The following is a 16,591-nucleotide window of genomic DNA, read 5'->3' as shown; positions in this document are numbered from 1 at the left end:
CGATAGACCGATCCCGCCCGCCATCCTCGGCGGGCCGCGGCGGCGACCTGGGGAGCGGGCATGAGCGTGACACATCGGTACAGGGAAGCCTGGGAGGGCTTCTGGCGCGAGGCCCCCGACGAGCAGGGAGCCGTCTTCTGGGACGCGGACCCCGCACTGACCGCGGGCGTCCACCTCGCCCTCTTCGAGCCGTACCTGTCGGCTCACGATCTGCCGGTCGTGGACCTGGGCTGCGGCAACGGCACCCAGACCCGCTTCCTGGCCGACCGCTTCCGGCATGTGGTCGGCGCCGACCTCGCGGACGCCGCGCTCGAGCACGCCCGCCTCGCCGATCCGGCGGGCCAGGCGACCTACCGGCGGCTCGACGCGGCCGAGAAGACCGAGGCGCAGACCCTGCACGCGGAGCTGGGCGACGCCAACGTCTATGTGCGGGGCGTGCTCCACCAGTGCGAGCCGGACGACCGCCAGCCGCTGGTGGACGCCCTCGCCACCCTGGTGGGGGAGCGCGGCCGGGCCTTTCTCGTCGAACTCTCCGAAGCCGCCCGGCCGGTCCTGATGGGCCTGGCCCGGAGCTCCGACGGACCACCGCCCAAGCTGGCCCCCATCTTCCGGCACGGCATCGCGCCCGGCGCGGTGTCCGACGACGCGGTCCCCGACTACCTCCGCGCGGCGGGTCTGACTGTCCTCGCGAGCGGTGAACTGCCGCTCGTGACAACCGAGTTCACGCCCGACGGCGCGCGGATCGAGCTGCCGTCGAAGTGGCTGGTGGCCGGGCGCACGGGTACGGCGTCACCTGCCGGTCGGTGACGCCGTACCCCTTCATGGTGGCCGTTGGGTCAGTGGCCGGGCCAGCCGTCCAGGTGACGGTGGACCGCGACGGCGGGCGCGTCCGGTGCCTTCGGTGCGCCCGCCACCGCGTCGTGCAGGACGGCGGTGACCTCCGCGGCCAGCGAGTCGGCCTTCGTCTTGAGGTCGGCGGCCGGGATGTTGGACCGGGCCAGGTCGTCCAGCCTGCGGTGGATGTCGGCGAGCTTGTGCTGCGCGGTGGCGTCCAGGGTGAACGGACGGGCGGTGGCCACCACGAACTGGTAGGCGCCGGCGAGGGTTTGGCAGCCGTCGCAGTGCTCGTTGGTCGCGTCGCTGAGGTTCACCGCGTTCAGGTGGGTGTTCTGGCCCGCCAGCGTGACGATCTGGAAGGACAGTGCGACCGACCTGCAGTGCGCGTCGACCGAGCAGCCGACGGAGATCGCGCCTGCCTGGTTGCGTACACCCACCGCCTTCGTCGTGCCGAGCTGCCGCACGGTGAAGGAGTCCTTGACCTGGGTCGGATGCGCCCGGTCGGCGTGACTGAAGGTGTGGTCCTCCGCGACGGCGTGGCGGGCGACCGTGCCCGCCGCCGCGGTGGCGGCCTGGGCCGGGACCGCGGCGGCGATACCGGCCGCGCCGGCTGCGAACAGGCCTATGCGCATGGCTCGTTGGGAGAGGCTCCGGCCGGCTGGGCTGGGCTTCCGGTGCGTGTTCGGATGGGTACTCACATGGGTCTCCTGCGGTCGTGGTTCGGCGGGACGACGGCCACCGGGCGGTGATCGCCGAGGGCGGTCACGGGGTGGCCGGGCTCGGTGCGCCGGTCGCGCTGACGGATTCGGTCGGCGTCGGCGGATCCGTCGAGGGCGCCGGTGCGGACGACGAGACGGACGGCGAAGGGCCGGGCGGCTCGGACGGACCCGCGGGCGGACCGGCCGAGGCGGAACCCGTCGTGCCCGGACCGCCGGCCGGTGTGGTCGGCTTGTTGGACGGGGAGGCGCCGGGTGACGTGGACGCGTTGGCGTCCGCGCTGGGCGAGGCCGACGCGCTCGGCGCGGTGGCGGCCGTGGAGCCGGAGGACGCGGCGCCGGACGGCAGGGCCGCCGAGGTGTCGGACGGGGACGTGTGCGGCCGGGGCGCGGTCGCGGGGCGGGCGGGCGGCTCGGCCGTGGACACGCCGGGCTGGAGGATCGGCGCGATCGGTGGACGCTTCGGCAACGGCTCGGGTGTCACACCGGACACCCACGCGTAGCTCAGCGAGCCGAGGCCCAGCAGTGCCAGCGCGCACAGCGCCACCCGCAGCCCGGGCTTGTCCGCCGTCGACCGCTTCGCGGCGCGGAAGACCCTGCCGCCCATTTTGAGCGAAAGATAGACCACGCCGGCCATCGGGCACAGCAGCATGAAGCAGCCGATCACGCCCATCAGGGCCGCGGCGATCTGACCGCCCGCGAAGGCGTCCCCGGTTCCCACGACCTGGTCGGTGAGCGAGCGGACCATCGTCGCGACGATCCGCGGCAGGTTCCACAGCGCGTACCCGAGCTCGCCGATCAGCAGCGGCACCATGGTGAGGACCCAGGTGGTGATGATGGTCCGGGACGACTTCTTGAGCCCGACGACCTCGGCGCGCGCCGCCTTGCCGCGCCGGCCCGGCACCGTGCTGAGCAGAATCGGTTTGATCTTGCCGTAGAGGTCCGGGACGCCGGCCAGGTCGCCCAGGATGTAGTAGCCGTCCAGCCGGACGGCCGGCATCAGCTGCTCCAGGATCTCGAAGTGCCCGAGATAGACCGTGGCCAGGAAGAACTGCTGCCCGGTGGCGAAGTACGCGCCCGCCATCCCGAGCATGAAGACGACGTTGAAGTACACCCCGCCCAGGTCGGTCCGGAGCCGTCCGGCCCGGCCGATCCGGTAGATGTCCGTCACGTCGGTGTACATGGACGGCCAGATGAGGAAGAGCCCGCAGCCGATGCAGCCCGGCCGTGCGCCCCCGTATCTGCACGCCGAGGCGTGGCCGAACTCGTGGAAGACCAGCGAGGCCACGGTGAGCGCGAACACGACGAGCATCAGGACCGGTTGGTCGAGGACCTGGAGCACGGGTTCCACCGCGCCGAAGAAGCCGAACAGCCAGACGTCCATGGCCACGGCCGCGGCGAGCATCAGCACGACCACAGTGGGGCGGTGCAGCCAGGCCAGCGAGCGGGCGATCCGGCCCGCTCTGCGTTCGTTGAAGATGATCCGGTGCCCCTTGAGGGCGAGGAGCAGGTCGGAGCGCGGTGCGGAGACCTCGTCCTCCTCCATGCCCTCCGGCACGGTGACGCCGAGCGGGTCGAGTTTCTCCTCGACCAGGAAACGCACGTTGTCGGCGCTGAGCTCGCGGCCGTAGCGGGCGCTGACCCGGTGCGAGATGGTCTCGATGTCGTTCACGCCGTCGATCGCGGAGGCGACCAGGTACAGCAGCCGTGACAGCTGCACGACCTGGCCGTCTCCGCGGCGCGCGATGTACTTCGGCTCGGTGAAGCCCGAACCCTGGTACTCCCCGTGCAGTTTGAGCCCGGAGCTCAGCCGAGGCACCGGCAGCGCCTCGACCCCGGCGCCGACTACCGGCAGGCTTCCCGTGGCGAACTGCTCGTAGGTGACCGGGATTCCCCCCGGTCCCGGCACCGGCGACCCGGTGTCGTACAGCAACGCGGGCCCGTCCCCCAGTGCCGTCATTTTGGTCCTTCCCCCCAAGGACGGACCGCGCCCGCCCCCGGGCGCGGTCCGCCGAACTGCCGTTGTGCGCGGCGGGTGTTACTGCGTGACGTTGATCGCCTGGTTGGCGCTGGACTCGGCCACCGACCAGCTGGAGTGGTCGTTCAGGGCGGCCGACTCGTTGTGGGCGCTGATGTTGGCGACGTGCTTGGTCACGTTGACGGTCTTGCCGAAGCTGAACTTCAGGCGGCCGAGGGCCTCGCGGCCGGGGAGCAGCTCGGCGGACTCGGACTGCAGCTCGTTCATGTCCATGCTCATGGGATGTCCTTTCGGGACGTGGTTCGTTGATGCGGGTGTGGTGATGGCGCAGCGGCGGATGCGGGCGAGCATCCCGTGATGCGGAGGCGGGCGAGCCTCCGGTGCCGATTACTGGTGGACGTTGATGGCCTGCGAGGCGCCCGACGACGCGTCCGACCAGCTGGAGTGGTCGTTCAGGGCGGCCGACTGGTTGGAGGCGTCGATGTTGGCGACGTGCTTGGTCACGTTGACGGTCTTGCCGAAGCTGAACTTCAGCCGACCGAGGGCCTCGCGACCCGGCAGCAGCTCGGCGGTCTCGGTGTCGAGCTCACGGTTGTCCATCATGATCAATTCCCCCTCAGGGATGGGCATTTCCGATCGGACAGAGGCTGGTTCCCCCCAAACTCTGTCCAATCTGGTCGGACGTGCTGTCCAACGAGATTGGACAGTAGTAGCCCCGGAGCTCGCCGCGCAAGCGGTTCGGGGAAAGACTTCTGGGGCCGGAGCGAAGCCCCCCGTAGAATCGATCCCGCTTGGAAGAGTTCCGCCCGGCGGCGAGCAGGAAGTGACCATCGGTGGCCAACGCACTGCAGCAGATCATCAGAGATCGCCTCGACCGCGAAGGCTGGTCCTACGGCGAGGTGGCACGTCGGGGCGGCATTCCGCGCTCCACCGTCCACCACTTGGCCACGGCCGAGCGGGTGGTGCGCATGCCCCAGCCCAGCACGCTGGAGGGGCTGTCCAAGGGGCTTGGACTGTCGTTGGACACCGTGCGGCGGGCCGCCGCGGAGGCGTGCGGCATCCATGTCTACGCGGCCGACGCCCCGCCCGCCGAAGGTGCGCCCGGCGCACCCGCCGACCCCGAGGTCGACCTGCTCATCGCCAGCGTCCAGCAACTCTCGGCCGACGACCGCCGCCATGTCGCCGCCCTGGTCGAATCCTTGCTGGGCCGCGACGCGCGACGCGGCTAGCCTCTGCCGGGGGCGGCATCGAGCGTGCGTCGGCGCCCGCGGGAGCGACGGGATGTTCGCCGTCGGGGCGGGCCCCAGCGGGCGCTGCCTGGCACCGGCCGGCAGGAGCCGTCCGCGGCGGGGTGCGCGGCGAGTGGTGTGTTGCCAGGAGCCCGCCGCTACGTGGCCGGCCCCGATGGCGGGGAGATGCCCGACGGCGGTCAGTAGTCGTCAGCCGTCACCGTCAGGGTGCTCCGGGCGCCGTGGGAGTCGTGTGGCCCGGCGGAGCGGAGGGTGGCGACGCCCATGCCCACGGGGGTGGGCCGATGTCCGGCGGTGTGCGTCCGCGTCTACGAGGGTGGCTCGCATCCGGGTGATGCGGGGCGGTATGGCGTCGTAGGGACGGATGGACTTGGGCGGCGGTGCTTTCGGGGATCTGCGTCGGATGCCGGAGCCCCTCGTCAAGGGGACGTTGACATCGGTTCGGTCCGTGCGTTCGCTCCGTCGCAGGCGCCCCGGAGGCTTTGGCCCGGTCAAGGGCCGTACGGCGAAGACGCCCGTCCGAGTGCTCCGGTTCCGCTTCCGGGGGTTCCCGGTAAAAGAATCCAGAACGGCCGAAACCCCCAAGATCCGCAGCTAGTCTCTCATTCTGCTCGGGGCACGTGAGCCGCACGACCCCTGTGTCACCCAGGGGGACATGTGCTGTTCGTGCACGGAGGACCCGCCACCGCAGTGGTGCGGGGCAGTACGGGAGAGTCCGTCGTCCTCCTCTCAGGTGAGCTGCCCGACATACTGACCGAGGGCGCACTCACCGAACTCCTCGACCTCGCCGCGGCCGTCCTCGACGAGGAGGAGCTCAAACTCTTCCAGCGCTGCCTGGACGCTCTCGTCCGAGGCGAGGGCGGCACCCCGCGCCGCATCGAACTCGACGGTGTCGTACTGACCGTTTACGAGGACTGATCCGGGCGATGCTAGCCCTCTGAGCCGTTGCCGGAGTGCCAGGAGGGGAAGCCGTGGGGGAGAGCAGAGGTCCGTCGGGAGAGCCGGGGAACCTGAACACGGGCGTGGCGCACAACGCCCGGGTCTGGAACTACTGGATCGGCGGCCGGGACAACTACCCCGTCGACCAGGCGGTCGGCGAGCAGGTCGCCACGATGTTCCCGGTGATCCGCTCCGTGGCCCGGGCCGACCGCGACTTCCTGGGCCGCGCGGTCCGCTTTCTGACCGGGGAGCGCGGGATACGGCAGTTCCTGGACATCGGCACCGGACTGCCGGCCCTGGACAACACCCACGACATCGCCCAGCGGATCGCCCCCGAGTCGCGGATCGTGTACGTCGACAACGACCCCGTGGTGCTCGCCCACGCCCGCGCGCTGCTGACCGGCACGCCCGAGGGCGCCACCGACTACCTCGACGCCGACGTCCACGACCCCGACGCCATCATCCGGGGCGCCGCGGGAACCCTCGACCTCGGCCGGCCCGTCGCCGTCATGATGCTGGGCATCCTCAACTTCGTCCTCGACGGCGACGAGGCACGCGACATCGTGCGCCGGCTCATGGCTGCGCTCCCCTCCGGCAGCTGTCTCGCCCTGACCCACCCCACCACCGACGCCGAGCTCGGCGGCGAGGGCAATGTCGCGGCCATGAGTTTCTGGAACGAGAACGCGACCCCGCCGATCACCGCCCGTGGCCGCGCCGAGATCACCACCTTCTTCGACGGCCTGGACCTTCTCGACCCGGGTCTCGTCTCCTGCGCCCATTGGCGCGCCCGGCCCGGCGACGGCGCGGCCCTCCCGCAGTACGGCGCGGTCGCCGTGAAACCCTGACGGGACCGGCCGGGACCGGCCGGGACCGGCCGGGGCTGGTCGGCGCCGGTCGGCGTGGTGACGTCCGCGGACGGCCTCCTGGCCCGGCCGTGCGGCGCCACGTAACGTGACACGACATGGAGACAGCCGCTGACCTGTGCCGGAAGGGTGTGTCGTGAAGATCCTCATCAGCGCCGACATGGAGGGCGCCACCGGGGTGACCTGGCCCGCCGACGTGTTGCCGGGGACACCGCAGTGGGAGCGCTGCCGGCCGATGTTCACCTCGGACGTCAACGCCGCCGTCCTCGGCTTCTTCGACGGCGGCGCCGACGAGGTGCTGATCAACGAGGCCCACTGGTCCATGCGCAACCTGTTGCTGGAGCAGCTCGACGACCGGGCCGAGATGATCACCGGACGCCACAAGACGCTGTCCATGGTGGAGGGCGTCCAGCACGGAGACGTCGACGGGATCGCGTTCGTCGGCTACCACACGGGCGCCGGCACAGAGGGCGTCCTCGCCCACACCTACCTCCCCAACTCGATCACCGGCGTGTGGGTGAACGACGTACGGGCCAGTGAGGGACTGCTCAACTCCCATGTCGTCGCCGAGTACGGAGTGCCCGTCGTGCTCGTCACCGGCGACGACCTGACCTGCGAGGACGCGCTCGGCTACGCGCCGGAGGCACTCAAGGTCGCCGTCAAGGACCATGTGTCGCGTTACGCGGCGGTCTGCCGCACACCGGCCAGGACCGCCGCCGACATCCGGGGCGCGGCCAAGGCGGCGGCAGCCCTGGCGGTGCGTCAAGAACCGCTGGTGAGCGGCCCGTTCAAGGTGGCGCTCGAATTCGACGCCGAACACCTGTCGATGGCGGCCACCGTCGTGCCCGGCGTGCGGCCCGTCGGGGAGCGCAAGGTGGTGTACACCAGCGACACCATGTACGAGGGGATTCGCACCTTCAAGGCGGTCACCACGATCGTCTCGGCCGCGGTGGAGGAGCAGTATGGCTGACCGGAGGACCATGGACGAGCGGGCCGCGGAAGCACGGGACATGAGTGAACGGGCCGTGGACGAGCGGTCGTTGGACGAGGTCGTACGGTTCACCTCCGATCTCATCCGTGTCGACACCACCAACCGGGGCGGCGGCGACTGCCAGGAGCGCCCCGCCGCCGAGTACGCCGCCGCGCGCCTCGCCGAAGCGGGCCTCGAACCCACACTGCTGGAGCGCATCAAGGGCCGTACGAACGTCGTCGCCCGTCTCGAAGGCACCGACCCGTCCGCCGACGCGCTGCTCGTCCACGGTCACCTCGACGTGGTGCCCGCCCAGGCCGACGACTGGAGCGTGCACCCGTTCTCCGGTGAGATCCGCGACGGGGTTGTGTGGGGGCGCGGCGCGGTAGACATGAAGAACATGGACGCGATGATCCTTGCGGTCGTACGCCGGTGGGCGCGCCTCGGCGTCAGGCCCCGGCGCGACCTGGTGATCGCGTTCACGGCCGACGAGGAGGCGAGCGCGGAGGACGGCTCCGGGTTCCTCGCCGACCGGCATCCGGGACTGTTCGAGGGCTGTACCGAGGGCATCAGCGAGTCCGGGGCGTTCACCTTCCACGACGGCGCGGGCCGGGAGCTCTATCCGATCGCGGCGGGGGAGCGCGGCACCGGCTGGCTCAGGCTCACCGCGCACGGGCGGGCGGGCCACGGCTCCAAGGTGAACCGGGCGAACGCGGTGACCCGGCTGGCCGAGGCGATCGCCCGGATCGGTGCGTACGAGTGGCCCCTCAGGCTCACCCCCACCGTCCGCGCCGCCCTCACCGAACTCGCCAAGCTGTACGGCGTCGACGCCGATCTGGACGACGTCGACGGGCTCCTCGACAAGCTCGGGCCCGCCGCCGCGCTCGTCGAGGCGACCGTCCGCAACAGCGCCAATCCGACCATGCTCAGCGCCGGTTACAAGATCAACGTGATTCCGGGGGAGGCCGTCGCCCACGTGGACGGCCGCTATCTGCCGGGCGGCGAGGAGGAGTTCCGCACGACTCTCGACCGGCTCACCGGACCGGACGTGGAGTGGGAGTTCCACCACCGAGAGGTGGCCCTCCAGTCGCCGGTGGACTCGCCGACGTATGCCAAGATGCGTGCCGCCGTCGAGGAGTTCGCGCCGGAGGGGCACGTGGTGCCGTACTGCATGTCGGGCGGTACGGATGCCAAGCAGTTCTCGCGCCTCGGCATCACCGGCTACGGCTTCGCCCCGCTCAAGCTCCCCGAGGGCTTCGACTATCAGGCCCTCTTCCACGGAGTCGACGAACGCGTTCCCGTCGAGGCGCTGCACTTCGGCGTCCGCGTCCTCGACCGCTTCCTGCGCACGGCCTAGAGAGGACAGGATGCAGAACCTGGCGTACGGATCGTGGCCCTCGCCCATCGACGCGGCGCTCGCCGCCGCGCACGACGGGCATCCCGAGTTCGTCGGCTTCGTCGGCGACGAGGCGTGGTGGACCGAACCCCGGCCCACGGAGGGCGGACGGCGCACGCTCGTACGCCGACAGGCCGACGGCACGCAGGAGCCGGTGCTGCCGGCCCCCTGGAACGTGCGCAGCCGGGTCATCGAGTACGGCGGACAGCCCTGGGCCGGCGAGATGCGCCCCGAGGGGCCGTTCGTGGTGTTCGTGAACTTCGCCGACCAGCGACTCTACGCGTACGAGCCCGACGCCCCGGACGCGCGGCCCCGCCCGTTGACTCCCGTGTCCCCGGTGGGCGGCGGACTGCGCTGGGTCGACCCGCGGTTGCGCCCCGAGCAGGGCGAAGTGTGGTGTGTGCTGGAGGAGTTCACCGGGGACGGATCCACCGACGTACGTCGGGTCGTGGCCGCGGTGCCGCTCGACGGGTCGGCGGCGCAGGACCGCGACGCGGTGCGCGAACTCACCGACGGCAGCCACCGGTTCGTCACAGGACCCCGGCTCTCGCCCGACGGCGGGCAGGCGGCCTGGCTCGCCTGGGACCACCCGCGCATGCCCTGGGACGGCACCGAACTGATCCTCGCCGACGTCACCGAGCACGGCACCCTGCGCGGCGCGCGGCCCGTCGCGGGCGGACCGGAGGAGTCGATCGCCCAGGCGGACTGGACCCCCGACGGCACGCTCCTGTACGCCAGTGACCGCACCGGCTGGTGGAACCTGTACCGGCTCGGGGAGGACACGCCCGTCTGCCCCCGGGAGGAGGAGTTCGGCGGGCCGCTGTGGAAGATCGGATACCGCTGGTTCGCACCGCTGGAGAGCGGGCTCGTCGCCGTCGTGCACGGCCGGGGCGCCACCGCGCTCGGGATACTCGACCCGGAGACCGGCGAGGTCGTCGACGCGGCCGGCCCCTGGACCGAGTTCACCCCGACACTCGCGGTCCACGGCAGCCGGATCGTGGGCGTCGCCGCCAGTCCCCGCAGCGCGTACGAGGTCGTCGAACTGGACGCCCGCACCGGCCGCGCCAGGGTGATCGGCGCCGGCCACGCCGACCCGGTGGACCCCGCGCACTACCCGGAGCCGCAGATCCGCACCTTCACCGGCCCCGCCGGGCGCGAGGTCCACGCCCACATCTACCCGCCGCACCACCCCGACCACGTGGCACCCGGCGACGAACTGCCGCCCTACGTCGTGTGGGCGCACGGCGGACCCACCGGCCGAGCGCCCCTCGTCCTCGACCTGGAGATCGCCTACTTCACCTCGCGCGGCATCGGTGTCGCCGAGGTCAACTACGGCGGATCGGCGGGGCACGGGCGGGAGTACCGCAACCGGCTGCGTGAGCAGTGGGGCGTCGTCGACGTCGAGGACTGCGCGGCCGTCGCGCTCGCCCTCGCCGAGGAGGGCACCGCCGACCGGCACCGGCTCGCCATCCGCGGCGGCAGCGCGGGCGGCTGGACCGCCGCCGCCTCCCTGACCGGCACCGACGTCTACGCCTGCGGCACGATCCTCTATCCGGTCCTCGACCTCGGCGAATGGGGCTCGGGGGAGACCCACGACTTCGAGTCGCAGTATCTGGAGACGCTGATCGGGCCGATCGCCGAGGTGCCGGGCCGGTACGTGGAACGCTCGCCCAGCGAGCGCGCCGACCGCATCACCGCGCCCTTCCTGATCCTCCAGGGCCTCGACGACGTCATCTGTCCGCCCGCGCAGTGCGAACGGTTCCTCGCCAGGCTGGCCCGGTCGACCGGGCGCCGCGTACCGCACGCCTACCTCACCTTCGAGGGCGAGGGGCACGGGTTCCGGCGGGCCGACACCATGGTGCGGGCCCTGGAATCCGAACTTTCCCTGTACGCCCAGGTCTTCGGCCTGCGTCCGCCCGGCATCCCCACCCTGCACCTCACCGCCCGAGAAGAGCCCGTCACAGCGCCGACGGGATCCGTCCCACCGATCGTGGAGTCCACCCAGTGAAAGCCCTGACCCGTCCAGCCCGTCTCGCCCCCGGGGCCCGCGTCGCCGTCGTCGCGCCCAGCGGGCCCGTGGTCGAGGAGCGGCTGGCCGCGGGCCTCGACATCCTGCGCGGCTGGGACCTCGACCCCGTCGTGGCACCACATGTCCTGGACCGGCACCCCGAGTTCAGCTACCTCGCGGGCACCGACGCCGACCGGGCCGCCGATTTCCAGGCCGCCTGGTGCGACCCGGACGTGGCCGCGGTGCTCTGCGCCCGCGGCGGCTACGGCGTCCAGCGCATGGTCGACCTCCTCGACTGGGACGCGATACGGGCCGCAGGCCCCAAGGTGTTCCTCGGCTTCAGCGACATCACGGCACTGCACGAGGCGTTCGCGAACCGCGCGGGGCTGGTGACCCTGCACGGGCCGATGGTCGCGGCCGTCGACTTCATCAAGAACACTCGGGCACAGGAGCACCTTCGGGCGACGCTCTTCGAACCGGAGGCGGTACGGGTGATCGAGTCCGGCGGGGGAGCGGCACCGCTCGTGCCCGGCCGCGCCTCAGGTGTCCTCCTCGGCGGGTGCCTGAGCATGCTCGCCGCCGACCTGGGCACCCCGCACGCCCGGACCTCCGCGCGCGGCGGCCTGCTCTGTCTGGAGGACGTGGGGGAGGAGACGTACCGCCTGGACCGGGCGCTCACCCAGCTCCTGCGGGCCGGCTGGCTGGACGGGGTCACCGGGATCCTGCTCGGCTCCTGGGCGCGCTGCTCGCCGTACGAGCGCGTGCGGACGCTGCTCACCGACCGGCTCGGCGGGCTCGGGGTGCCGGTCGTCGAGGAGTTCGGATTCGGGCACGGCGAGGGCGCGTTGACGATTCCGTTCGGGGTGCGGGCCGAACTCGACGCGGACGCGGGGACCCTGACGCTGGAGGAGCCGGCGCTCGCCCAGAACCTGTCGTGAAGGCCGTCGTCGCGTACTGTGTCGGGATGCCTGAGAACGCCTCCGCCTATCTTGCCGAGGGGCCCCGCGTGGGCATCCGGCACTTCACCCACGAGGACGGTGCCGAGTTCACCGCACGGGCCCGGGAGAGCAAGGCGCTGCACCAGCCCTGGCTCTTCCCGCCCCGTAGCGTCGACGCCTACGCCGCCTACGCGGGGCGGCTCATCGAGGACCGTACGAAGGCCGGGTTCCTGGTCTGCGAACGGGACAACGGGGCCATCGCCGGCTTCATCAACATCAACAACATCGTCGAGGGCGGCTTCCTGTGCGGGGCGCTGGGCTACGGCGCCTTCGCTCACGCCACCGGGCGCGGGCTGATGGCCGAGGGGCTCGGGCTCGTGGTCCGGTACGCCTTCGGGGCGATGGGGCTGCACCGGCTGGAGATCAACGTGCAGCCCCGGAACGCGGCCTCGATCGCCCTCGCCCGGCGCTGCGGATTCCGGCTGGAGGGGTTCTCGCCGGACTTCATCTACATCGACGGGGCGTGGCGCGACCACGAGCGATGGGCGATCACCTCGGAGATGCTCCCTTCGAGCTGAACCTCCCGTCGAGCCGAACCGACCTTCGAGCACCGTCGTCGCCTTTGCGGAATCCTGACCGGATCCTGACGAGCGGACACCCTGGTCAGGTGGTCGATGTCCCTGTTCCATGGTCATCGTGACGACGATCCGACGTGACGTACTGACCCTGCCGGTCGCGGAGTTGGGCCCGGACAACCCGCTGCCACCCCTGCGGCCGCTCGACGAGACACACCGCGTCGACGACCGCAGCGGCGCCGACCTGCCGCGCGACATGGCCCGGCAGATGCGCTACGAGCCGCTGCGGAGCCTCCTGCCCGAGCGCATCCGGGACGGATACGACAGACGGCGCGAGCCGCGCGGGATCGACACGATCGTGATCGAGAACGACCGGCTGCGGGCCGTGGTGCTGCCGGGCCACGGCGGCCGGGTGGCCTCGCTGTTCCACAAGCCCTCGCAGCGCGAACTCCTCTACCGCAACCCGGTGGTGCAGCCCGCCTGCTTCGCCCTCAACGGAGCCTGGTTCTCCGGCGGCATCGAGTGGAACATCGGCGCGACCGGCCACACCACCCTGTCCTGCGCCCCCGTGCACGCCGCCCGTGTCCCCGCCCCCGACGGCGGCGAGATGCTCCGCCTGTGGGAGTGGGAACGGCTGCGCGACCTGCCGTTCCAGGTCGACCTGTGGCTCCCGGACGGCTCCGACTTCCTCCACGTCGGCGTCCGCGTCCGCAATCCGCACGAGAAGCCCACGCCCCTGTACTGGTGGTCCAACATCGCCGTCCCGGAGGAACGCCGGGTGCTGGCCCCCGCGGACGAGGCCTGGCACTTCGGGTACGAGCGGCGGCTGCGGAGGGTGCCGGTACCGGAGCACGAGGGAGTGGACCGCACGTATCCGCCGCGCAGCTTCTTCCCCGCCGACTACTTCTACGAGGTGCCCGACGGGCAGCGCCGCTGGATCGCCGCGCTCGACGACACGGGCGACGGGCTCGTGCAGACGTCCACCGATGTGCTGCGCGGGCGCAAGCTGTTCGTCTGGGGCTCCGGTCCGGGCGGACGGCGCTGGCAGGAATGGCTCACCGAACCCGGCACCGGCGGCTACTGCGAGATCCAGGCCGGGCTCGCCCGCACCCAGCTGGAACATGTCCGGCTGGAGGCGGAGAGCGAGGTGTCCTGGCTGGAGGCGTACGGGCCGCTGGCGGCGGATGCGGGGGCGGTGCACGGGGCGGACTGGGCGCTCGCGCGGGCGGAGACGGAACGCCGGCTGTCGGAGGTCCTCCCTCGCGGGGACGTCGACGCGGCGTACGAGGCGTGGCTGCCGTACGCCGACACCGAGCCCGGTGAGGTGCTGGCCGTCGGGTCCGGCTGGGGTGCGCTCGAAGTGCTGCGCGCCTCCCACAAGCTGCCCGGCACGCCGTTCCAGGAGTCCACGCTGGGGGAGGCGCAGGCGCCCTGGGTGGAGCTCCTGCGGACCGGTGCCTTCCCGGAGCCGCGACGGGTCGGGCCACCCGGTGAGAGCCTGGTCGCTCCGCACTGGCGGGACATGCTGGAGACCGCGCCCGCCAAACCGCTCACCGAGTACCACCTCGGCGTCGCGCAGTGGCACGCCGGGGACCTGGCGCAGGCCGTGCGCAGCTGGGAGCGGGCGCTCGAACTCGCCCCGTCGCTCTGGCCGTTGCTGCGGTGTCTGGCCGTCGCCGACCAGGAGGCCGGCAACCGGGAACGGGCCGCCGACCGATACGCCGAGGCCTTCGACGACCTGTGTCAGGAGCGGCGTGACGACGGTCCGGCCTGGACCGCGGCCACGGCCGCGCTCGGGCGGGAGGCGGTGGGGGCGCTGCTCGCTGTGCGGCGTACCGGGGAGGCGCGGCGGGTCTGGGATCGACTGCGGCCCGTTACACGGGCGCGCGGCCGGTTCCGTCTGCTCGAGGTGGAGCTGCTTCTCGCGGAGGGGGACCGGGACGGGGCGCGGGCGGTCTTCGACGAGGCGTTCGAGGTCGCCGACCTGCGGGAGGGGGCGGAGACCATCACCGCCCTGTGGGCCCGTCTGACGGACGAGCCGCTCCCGCCCCACTACGACTTCCGCATGCGCCCGCCCTCCAACTAGCCTTTCCTCGTCCTCAAACGCCGGACGGGCTGAAGGATGCGCGCCGGCGCTCCTGAGGGGCGCGGGGAACTGCGCGATCAGCCCCCACTCACCCGCAGTCGAAGAACACACCCGGGGTCTGGGGCGAAGCCCCGAGGGAGCGGTCAGAGGGTCGGGGATCCGCGGTCGACGTACTCGTACACCACACCGTCCGGATGCATGGCGATCAGATTGCGCCCGGCCGGCGTCCCCACCGGTCCCGCCAGAATCCGTGCGCCCAGCTCGCTGAGCACCCGATGCGCGTCCTCGACGTCCTTGACGGCGATGGTCGCGGAGACCTTCCGCAGGACGTCCAGATCGGCCTCGGGTCCGCTCATGAGCAGGAAACAGCCCACCGCCGCCACCGACACACCGCCGCGCTCGAACCGCAGGGCCCGCCCACCGGCAAGTCTTTCGTAGAAGGGGACCGAAGCCTCCAGGTCGTCGACGCAGATCCGCAACGTGGCTCCCAGAATCTCCATGCGGACGAGCTTAGTTGGGCACGCCGGAGGACGAGATCGTTTCGGACGTCTCCTTCGGACGACCGAATGACCCCCGGGGGCGAGGAGGAATCACCGGAGCCCCCGGGTTTGGGTGCCCCGACCGCGGGGACGCGGAAAGCCCCCGTACGAGGCACGAGCGACATCGCCGGAGGCGAAACCGTGAGTCGACCCCGCATCGTCATCGTCGGTGCCGGCTTCGCCGGGTACCGAACCGCCCGCACGCTGGCGCGGCTGACCCGGCACAAGGCCGACATCACCCTTCTCAACCCGACCGACTACTTTCTGTATCTGCCCCTGCTGCCGCAGGTCGCCGTCGGAGTCCTGGAGCCACGCCGTGTCACCGTCTCGCTCCCCGGCACCCTGCCCCACGTACGCCTGGTGCTGGGCGAGGCCGACGGCATCGACCTCGACGCACGCACCGTGCGCTACACGGATCCCGAGAGCGAGCCGGGCACGCTGACGTACGATCGTCTCGTGCTGGCCGTCGGCGGCGTGAACAAGCTGCTGCCCGTGCCCGGTGTCGCCGAGTACGCGCACGGCTTCCGCGGACTGCCCGAGGCGCTGTACCTCCGCGACCACGTGACCCGGCAGGTGGAGCTGGCCGCCGCGTCCGACGACCCGAAGACCTGTGCCGCGCGGTGCACGTTCGTGGTGGTCGGCGCCGGGTACACGGGGACCGAGGTGGCGGCCCAGGGACAGCTGTTCACCGACGCGCTGGTACGCAAGCAACCGCTGCGGGAGGGCAAGCGGCCGCGCTGGCTGCTGCTCGACGTCGCGCCGCGTGTCCTGCCCGAGCTGGACGAGCGGCTCTCCCGCGCCGCCGACCGCGTCCTGCGGCGACGGGGCGTCGACGTGCGCACGGCGACCTCGGTCGAGGAGGCGACCCCGAGCGGCGTCCGCCTCAGCGACGGGGAGTTCGTCGACACGCGGACGCTGACGTGGTGTGTCGGCGTACGGCCCGATCCGCTCGTCGAGGCGCTCGGGCAGCCACTGGAACGGGGGCGGCTGCTCGTCGACCCATATCTCCAGGTGCCGGGCCGTCCCGAGGTGTTCGCGTGCGGCGACGCCGCCGCCGTACCGGATCTTGAGCGGCCGGGGCAGTACACGCCGATGACGGCGCAGCACGCCTGGCGGCACGGGAGGGTCGCGGGGCGCAATGTCGCCGCCTCGCTCGGCATCGGGAGCCGACGTGCCTACCGCCATCGCGACCTGGGCTTCACCGTCGATCTCGGGGGCGCGCAGGCCGCCGCCAACCCCCTGGGCATCCCGCTGTCCGGCCCCCTCGCCGGTGCCGTCACCCGCGGCTACCACCTCGCCGCGATGCCCGGCAACCGCGTCCGCGTCGCTGCCGACTGGCTGCTGGACGCCGTACTGCCGCGCCAGGCCGTGCAGTTGGGCCTGGTCCGCTCGTGGTCGGTGCCGCTGGATACCGCCTCGCCGGAACTGGCACGGGTGGCCGGTTACCCCGGCGACTTCGCGAGCCGTCCGAAAGGAGAGTCATGAACACCACCGTG

The 16,591-nt window shown here is 71.9% G+C and carries 16 protein-coding genes; 11 read left to right on the top strand and 5 right to left on the bottom strand.

The window, feature by feature from the left end:
• The first annotated feature begins 60 nt into the window (after positions 1 to 60).
• Positions 61 to 807 (top strand): class I SAM-dependent methyltransferase, encoded by a 747-nt coding sequence (locus tag SMIR_RS03560; RefSeq protein ID WP_212726497.1) that lies wholly within the window; start codon positions 61 to 63, stop codon positions 805 to 807.
• A gap of 29 nt (positions 808 to 836) precedes the next feature.
• Here SMIR_RS03560 and SMIR_RS03555 read toward each other — a convergent pair whose 3' ends face one another.
• The 4 genes from SMIR_RS03555 to SMIR_RS03540 form a co-directional block, all read right to left on the bottom strand.
• Positions 837 to 1,469, bottom strand: coding sequence for a hypothetical protein (locus tag SMIR_RS03555; protein WP_168497414.1), 633 nt, complete (start codon positions 1,467 to 1,469; stop codon positions 837 to 839).
• 130 nt (positions 1,470 to 1,599) lie between these two features.
• Positions 1,600 to 3,513, bottom strand: a complete 1,914-nt coding sequence (locus SMIR_RS03550) for a zinc metalloprotease (RefSeq protein WP_168497416.1) — start codon at positions 3,511 to 3,513, stop codon at positions 1,600 to 1,602.
• Between the two features lie 78 nt (positions 3,514 to 3,591).
• Positions 3,592 to 3,810 carry a hypothetical protein gene (locus tag SMIR_RS03545; protein WP_101401837.1) on the bottom strand — a complete coding sequence of 73 codons (219 nt, stop codon included), beginning with the start codon at positions 3,808 to 3,810 and terminating at the stop codon, positions 3,592 to 3,594.
• Positions 3,811 to 3,918: 108 nt separating this feature from the next.
• A complete protein-coding gene (locus SMIR_RS03540; RefSeq protein WP_067362861.1) occupies positions 3,919 to 4,137 on the bottom strand; it encodes a hypothetical protein in 219 nt (72 codons plus the stop codon).
• A 227-nt stretch (positions 4,138 to 4,364) separates the two neighbouring features.
• On the opposite strand from SMIR_RS03540, the gene SMIR_RS03535 reads away from it, so the two are divergent.
• The 9 genes from SMIR_RS03535 (at position 4,365) to SMIR_RS03495 (ending at position 14,556) form a co-directional block, all read left to right on the top strand.
• Positions 4,365 to 4,760, top strand: a complete 396-nt coding sequence (locus SMIR_RS03535; RefSeq protein ID WP_067362236.1) for a helix-turn-helix domain-containing protein — start codon at positions 4,365 to 4,367, stop codon at positions 4,758 to 4,760.
• A gap of 687 nt (positions 4,761 to 5,447) precedes the next feature.
• Positions 5,448 to 5,699 carry a hypothetical protein gene (locus SMIR_RS03530; protein ID WP_248003238.1) on the top strand — a complete coding sequence of 84 codons (252 nt, stop codon included), beginning with the start codon at positions 5,448 to 5,450 and terminating at the stop codon, positions 5,697 to 5,699.
• Positions 5,700 to 5,752: 53 nt separating this feature from the next.
• Complete coding sequence (locus SMIR_RS03525; RefSeq protein WP_212726496.1) at positions 5,753 to 6,565, top strand: SAM-dependent methyltransferase; 813 nt, start codon at positions 5,753 to 5,755, stop codon at positions 6,563 to 6,565.
• 154 nt (positions 6,566 to 6,719) lie between these two features.
• Positions 6,720 to 7,553, top strand: coding sequence for a M55 family metallopeptidase (locus SMIR_RS03520; protein ID WP_168497422.1), 834 nt, complete (start codon positions 6,720 to 6,722; stop codon positions 7,551 to 7,553).
• A gap of 40 nt (positions 7,554 to 7,593) precedes the next feature.
• Positions 7,594 to 8,910: a M20/M25/M40 family metallo-hydrolase gene (locus tag SMIR_RS03515; RefSeq protein WP_212728265.1), complete on the top strand. Its 1,317-nt coding sequence runs from the start codon at positions 7,594 to 7,596 to the stop codon at positions 8,908 to 8,910.
• 10 nt (positions 8,911 to 8,920) lie between these two features.
• Positions 8,921 to 10,957, top strand: a complete 2,037-nt coding sequence (locus SMIR_RS03510; protein ID WP_212726495.1) for a prolyl oligopeptidase family serine peptidase — start codon at positions 8,921 to 8,923, stop codon at positions 10,955 to 10,957.
• Complete coding sequence (locus tag SMIR_RS03505) at positions 10,954 to 11,895, top strand: S66 peptidase family protein (protein WP_168497426.1); 942 nt, start codon at positions 10,954 to 10,956, stop codon at positions 11,893 to 11,895. Before SMIR_RS03510 ends, SMIR_RS03505 begins: the two co-directional genes overlap by 4 nt.
• 26 nt (positions 11,896 to 11,921) lie before the next feature.
• Positions 11,922 to 12,473, top strand: a complete 552-nt coding sequence (locus SMIR_RS03500; RefSeq protein ID WP_099919797.1) for a GNAT family N-acetyltransferase — start codon at positions 11,922 to 11,924, stop codon at positions 12,471 to 12,473.
• 109 nt (positions 12,474 to 12,582) lie between these two features.
• Positions 12,583 to 14,556, top strand: a complete 1,974-nt coding sequence (locus SMIR_RS03495; RefSeq protein WP_168497428.1) for a DUF5107 domain-containing protein — start codon at positions 12,583 to 12,585, stop codon at positions 14,554 to 14,556.
• Positions 14,557 to 14,699: 143 nt separating this feature from the next.
• Here SMIR_RS03495 and SMIR_RS03490 read toward each other — a convergent pair whose 3' ends face one another.
• Complete coding sequence (locus tag SMIR_RS03490; RefSeq protein ID WP_101401843.1) at positions 14,700 to 15,056, bottom strand: VOC family protein; 357 nt, start codon at positions 15,054 to 15,056, stop codon at positions 14,700 to 14,702.
• A gap of 180 nt (positions 15,057 to 15,236) precedes the next feature.
• On the opposite strand from SMIR_RS03490, the gene SMIR_RS03485 reads away from it, so the two are divergent.
• Positions 15,237 to 16,580, top strand: coding sequence for an NAD(P)/FAD-dependent oxidoreductase (locus tag SMIR_RS03485; RefSeq protein ID WP_212726494.1), 1,344 nt, complete (start codon positions 15,237 to 15,239; stop codon positions 16,578 to 16,580).
• Positions 16,581 to 16,591 lie beyond the last annotated feature (11 nt).

It is taken from the genome of Streptomyces mirabilis, from assembly GCF_018310535.1.
In the GTDB taxonomy this organism is placed as follows: Bacteria; Actinomycetota; Actinomycetes; order Streptomycetales; family Streptomycetaceae; genus Streptomyces.
Note: the sequence above shows the minus strand (reverse complement) of the source record. Positions and strands in the feature narration are given on the sequence as shown.

Excerpts from the sequence above, each read along its gene's own strand:
- SMIR_RS03495 (WP_168497428.1), top strand. The coding sequence starts at position 12,583 with ATGGTCATCGTGACGACGATCCGACGTGACGTACTGACCCTGCCGGTC.
- SMIR_RS03560 (WP_212726497.1), top strand. The coding sequence starts at position 61 with ATGAGCGTGACACATCGGTACAGGGAAGCCTGGGAGGGCTTCTGGCGC.
- SMIR_RS03555 (WP_168497414.1), bottom strand. The coding sequence starts at position 1,469 with ATGCGCATAGGCCTGTTCGCAGCCGGCGCGGCCGGTATCGCCGCCGCG.
- SMIR_RS03490 (WP_101401843.1), bottom strand. The coding sequence starts at position 15,056 with ATGGAGATTCTGGGAGCCACGTTGCGGATCTGCGTCGACGACCTGGAG.
- SMIR_RS03545 (WP_101401837.1), bottom strand. The coding sequence starts at position 3,810 with ATGAGCATGGACATGAACGAGCTGCAGTCCGAGTCCGCCGAGCTGCTC.
- SMIR_RS03510 (WP_212726495.1), top strand. The coding sequence starts at position 8,921 with ATGCAGAACCTGGCGTACGGATCGTGGCCCTCGCCCATCGACGCGGCG.
- SMIR_RS03550 (WP_168497416.1), bottom strand. The coding sequence starts at position 3,513 with ATGACGGCACTGGGGGACGGGCCCGCGTTGCTGTACGACACCGGGTCG.
- SMIR_RS03500 (WP_099919797.1), top strand. The coding sequence starts at position 11,922 with ATGCCTGAGAACGCCTCCGCCTATCTTGCCGAGGGGCCCCGCGTGGGC.
- SMIR_RS03515 (WP_212728265.1), top strand. The coding sequence starts at position 7,594 with ATGAGTGAACGGGCCGTGGACGAGCGGTCGTTGGACGAGGTCGTACGG.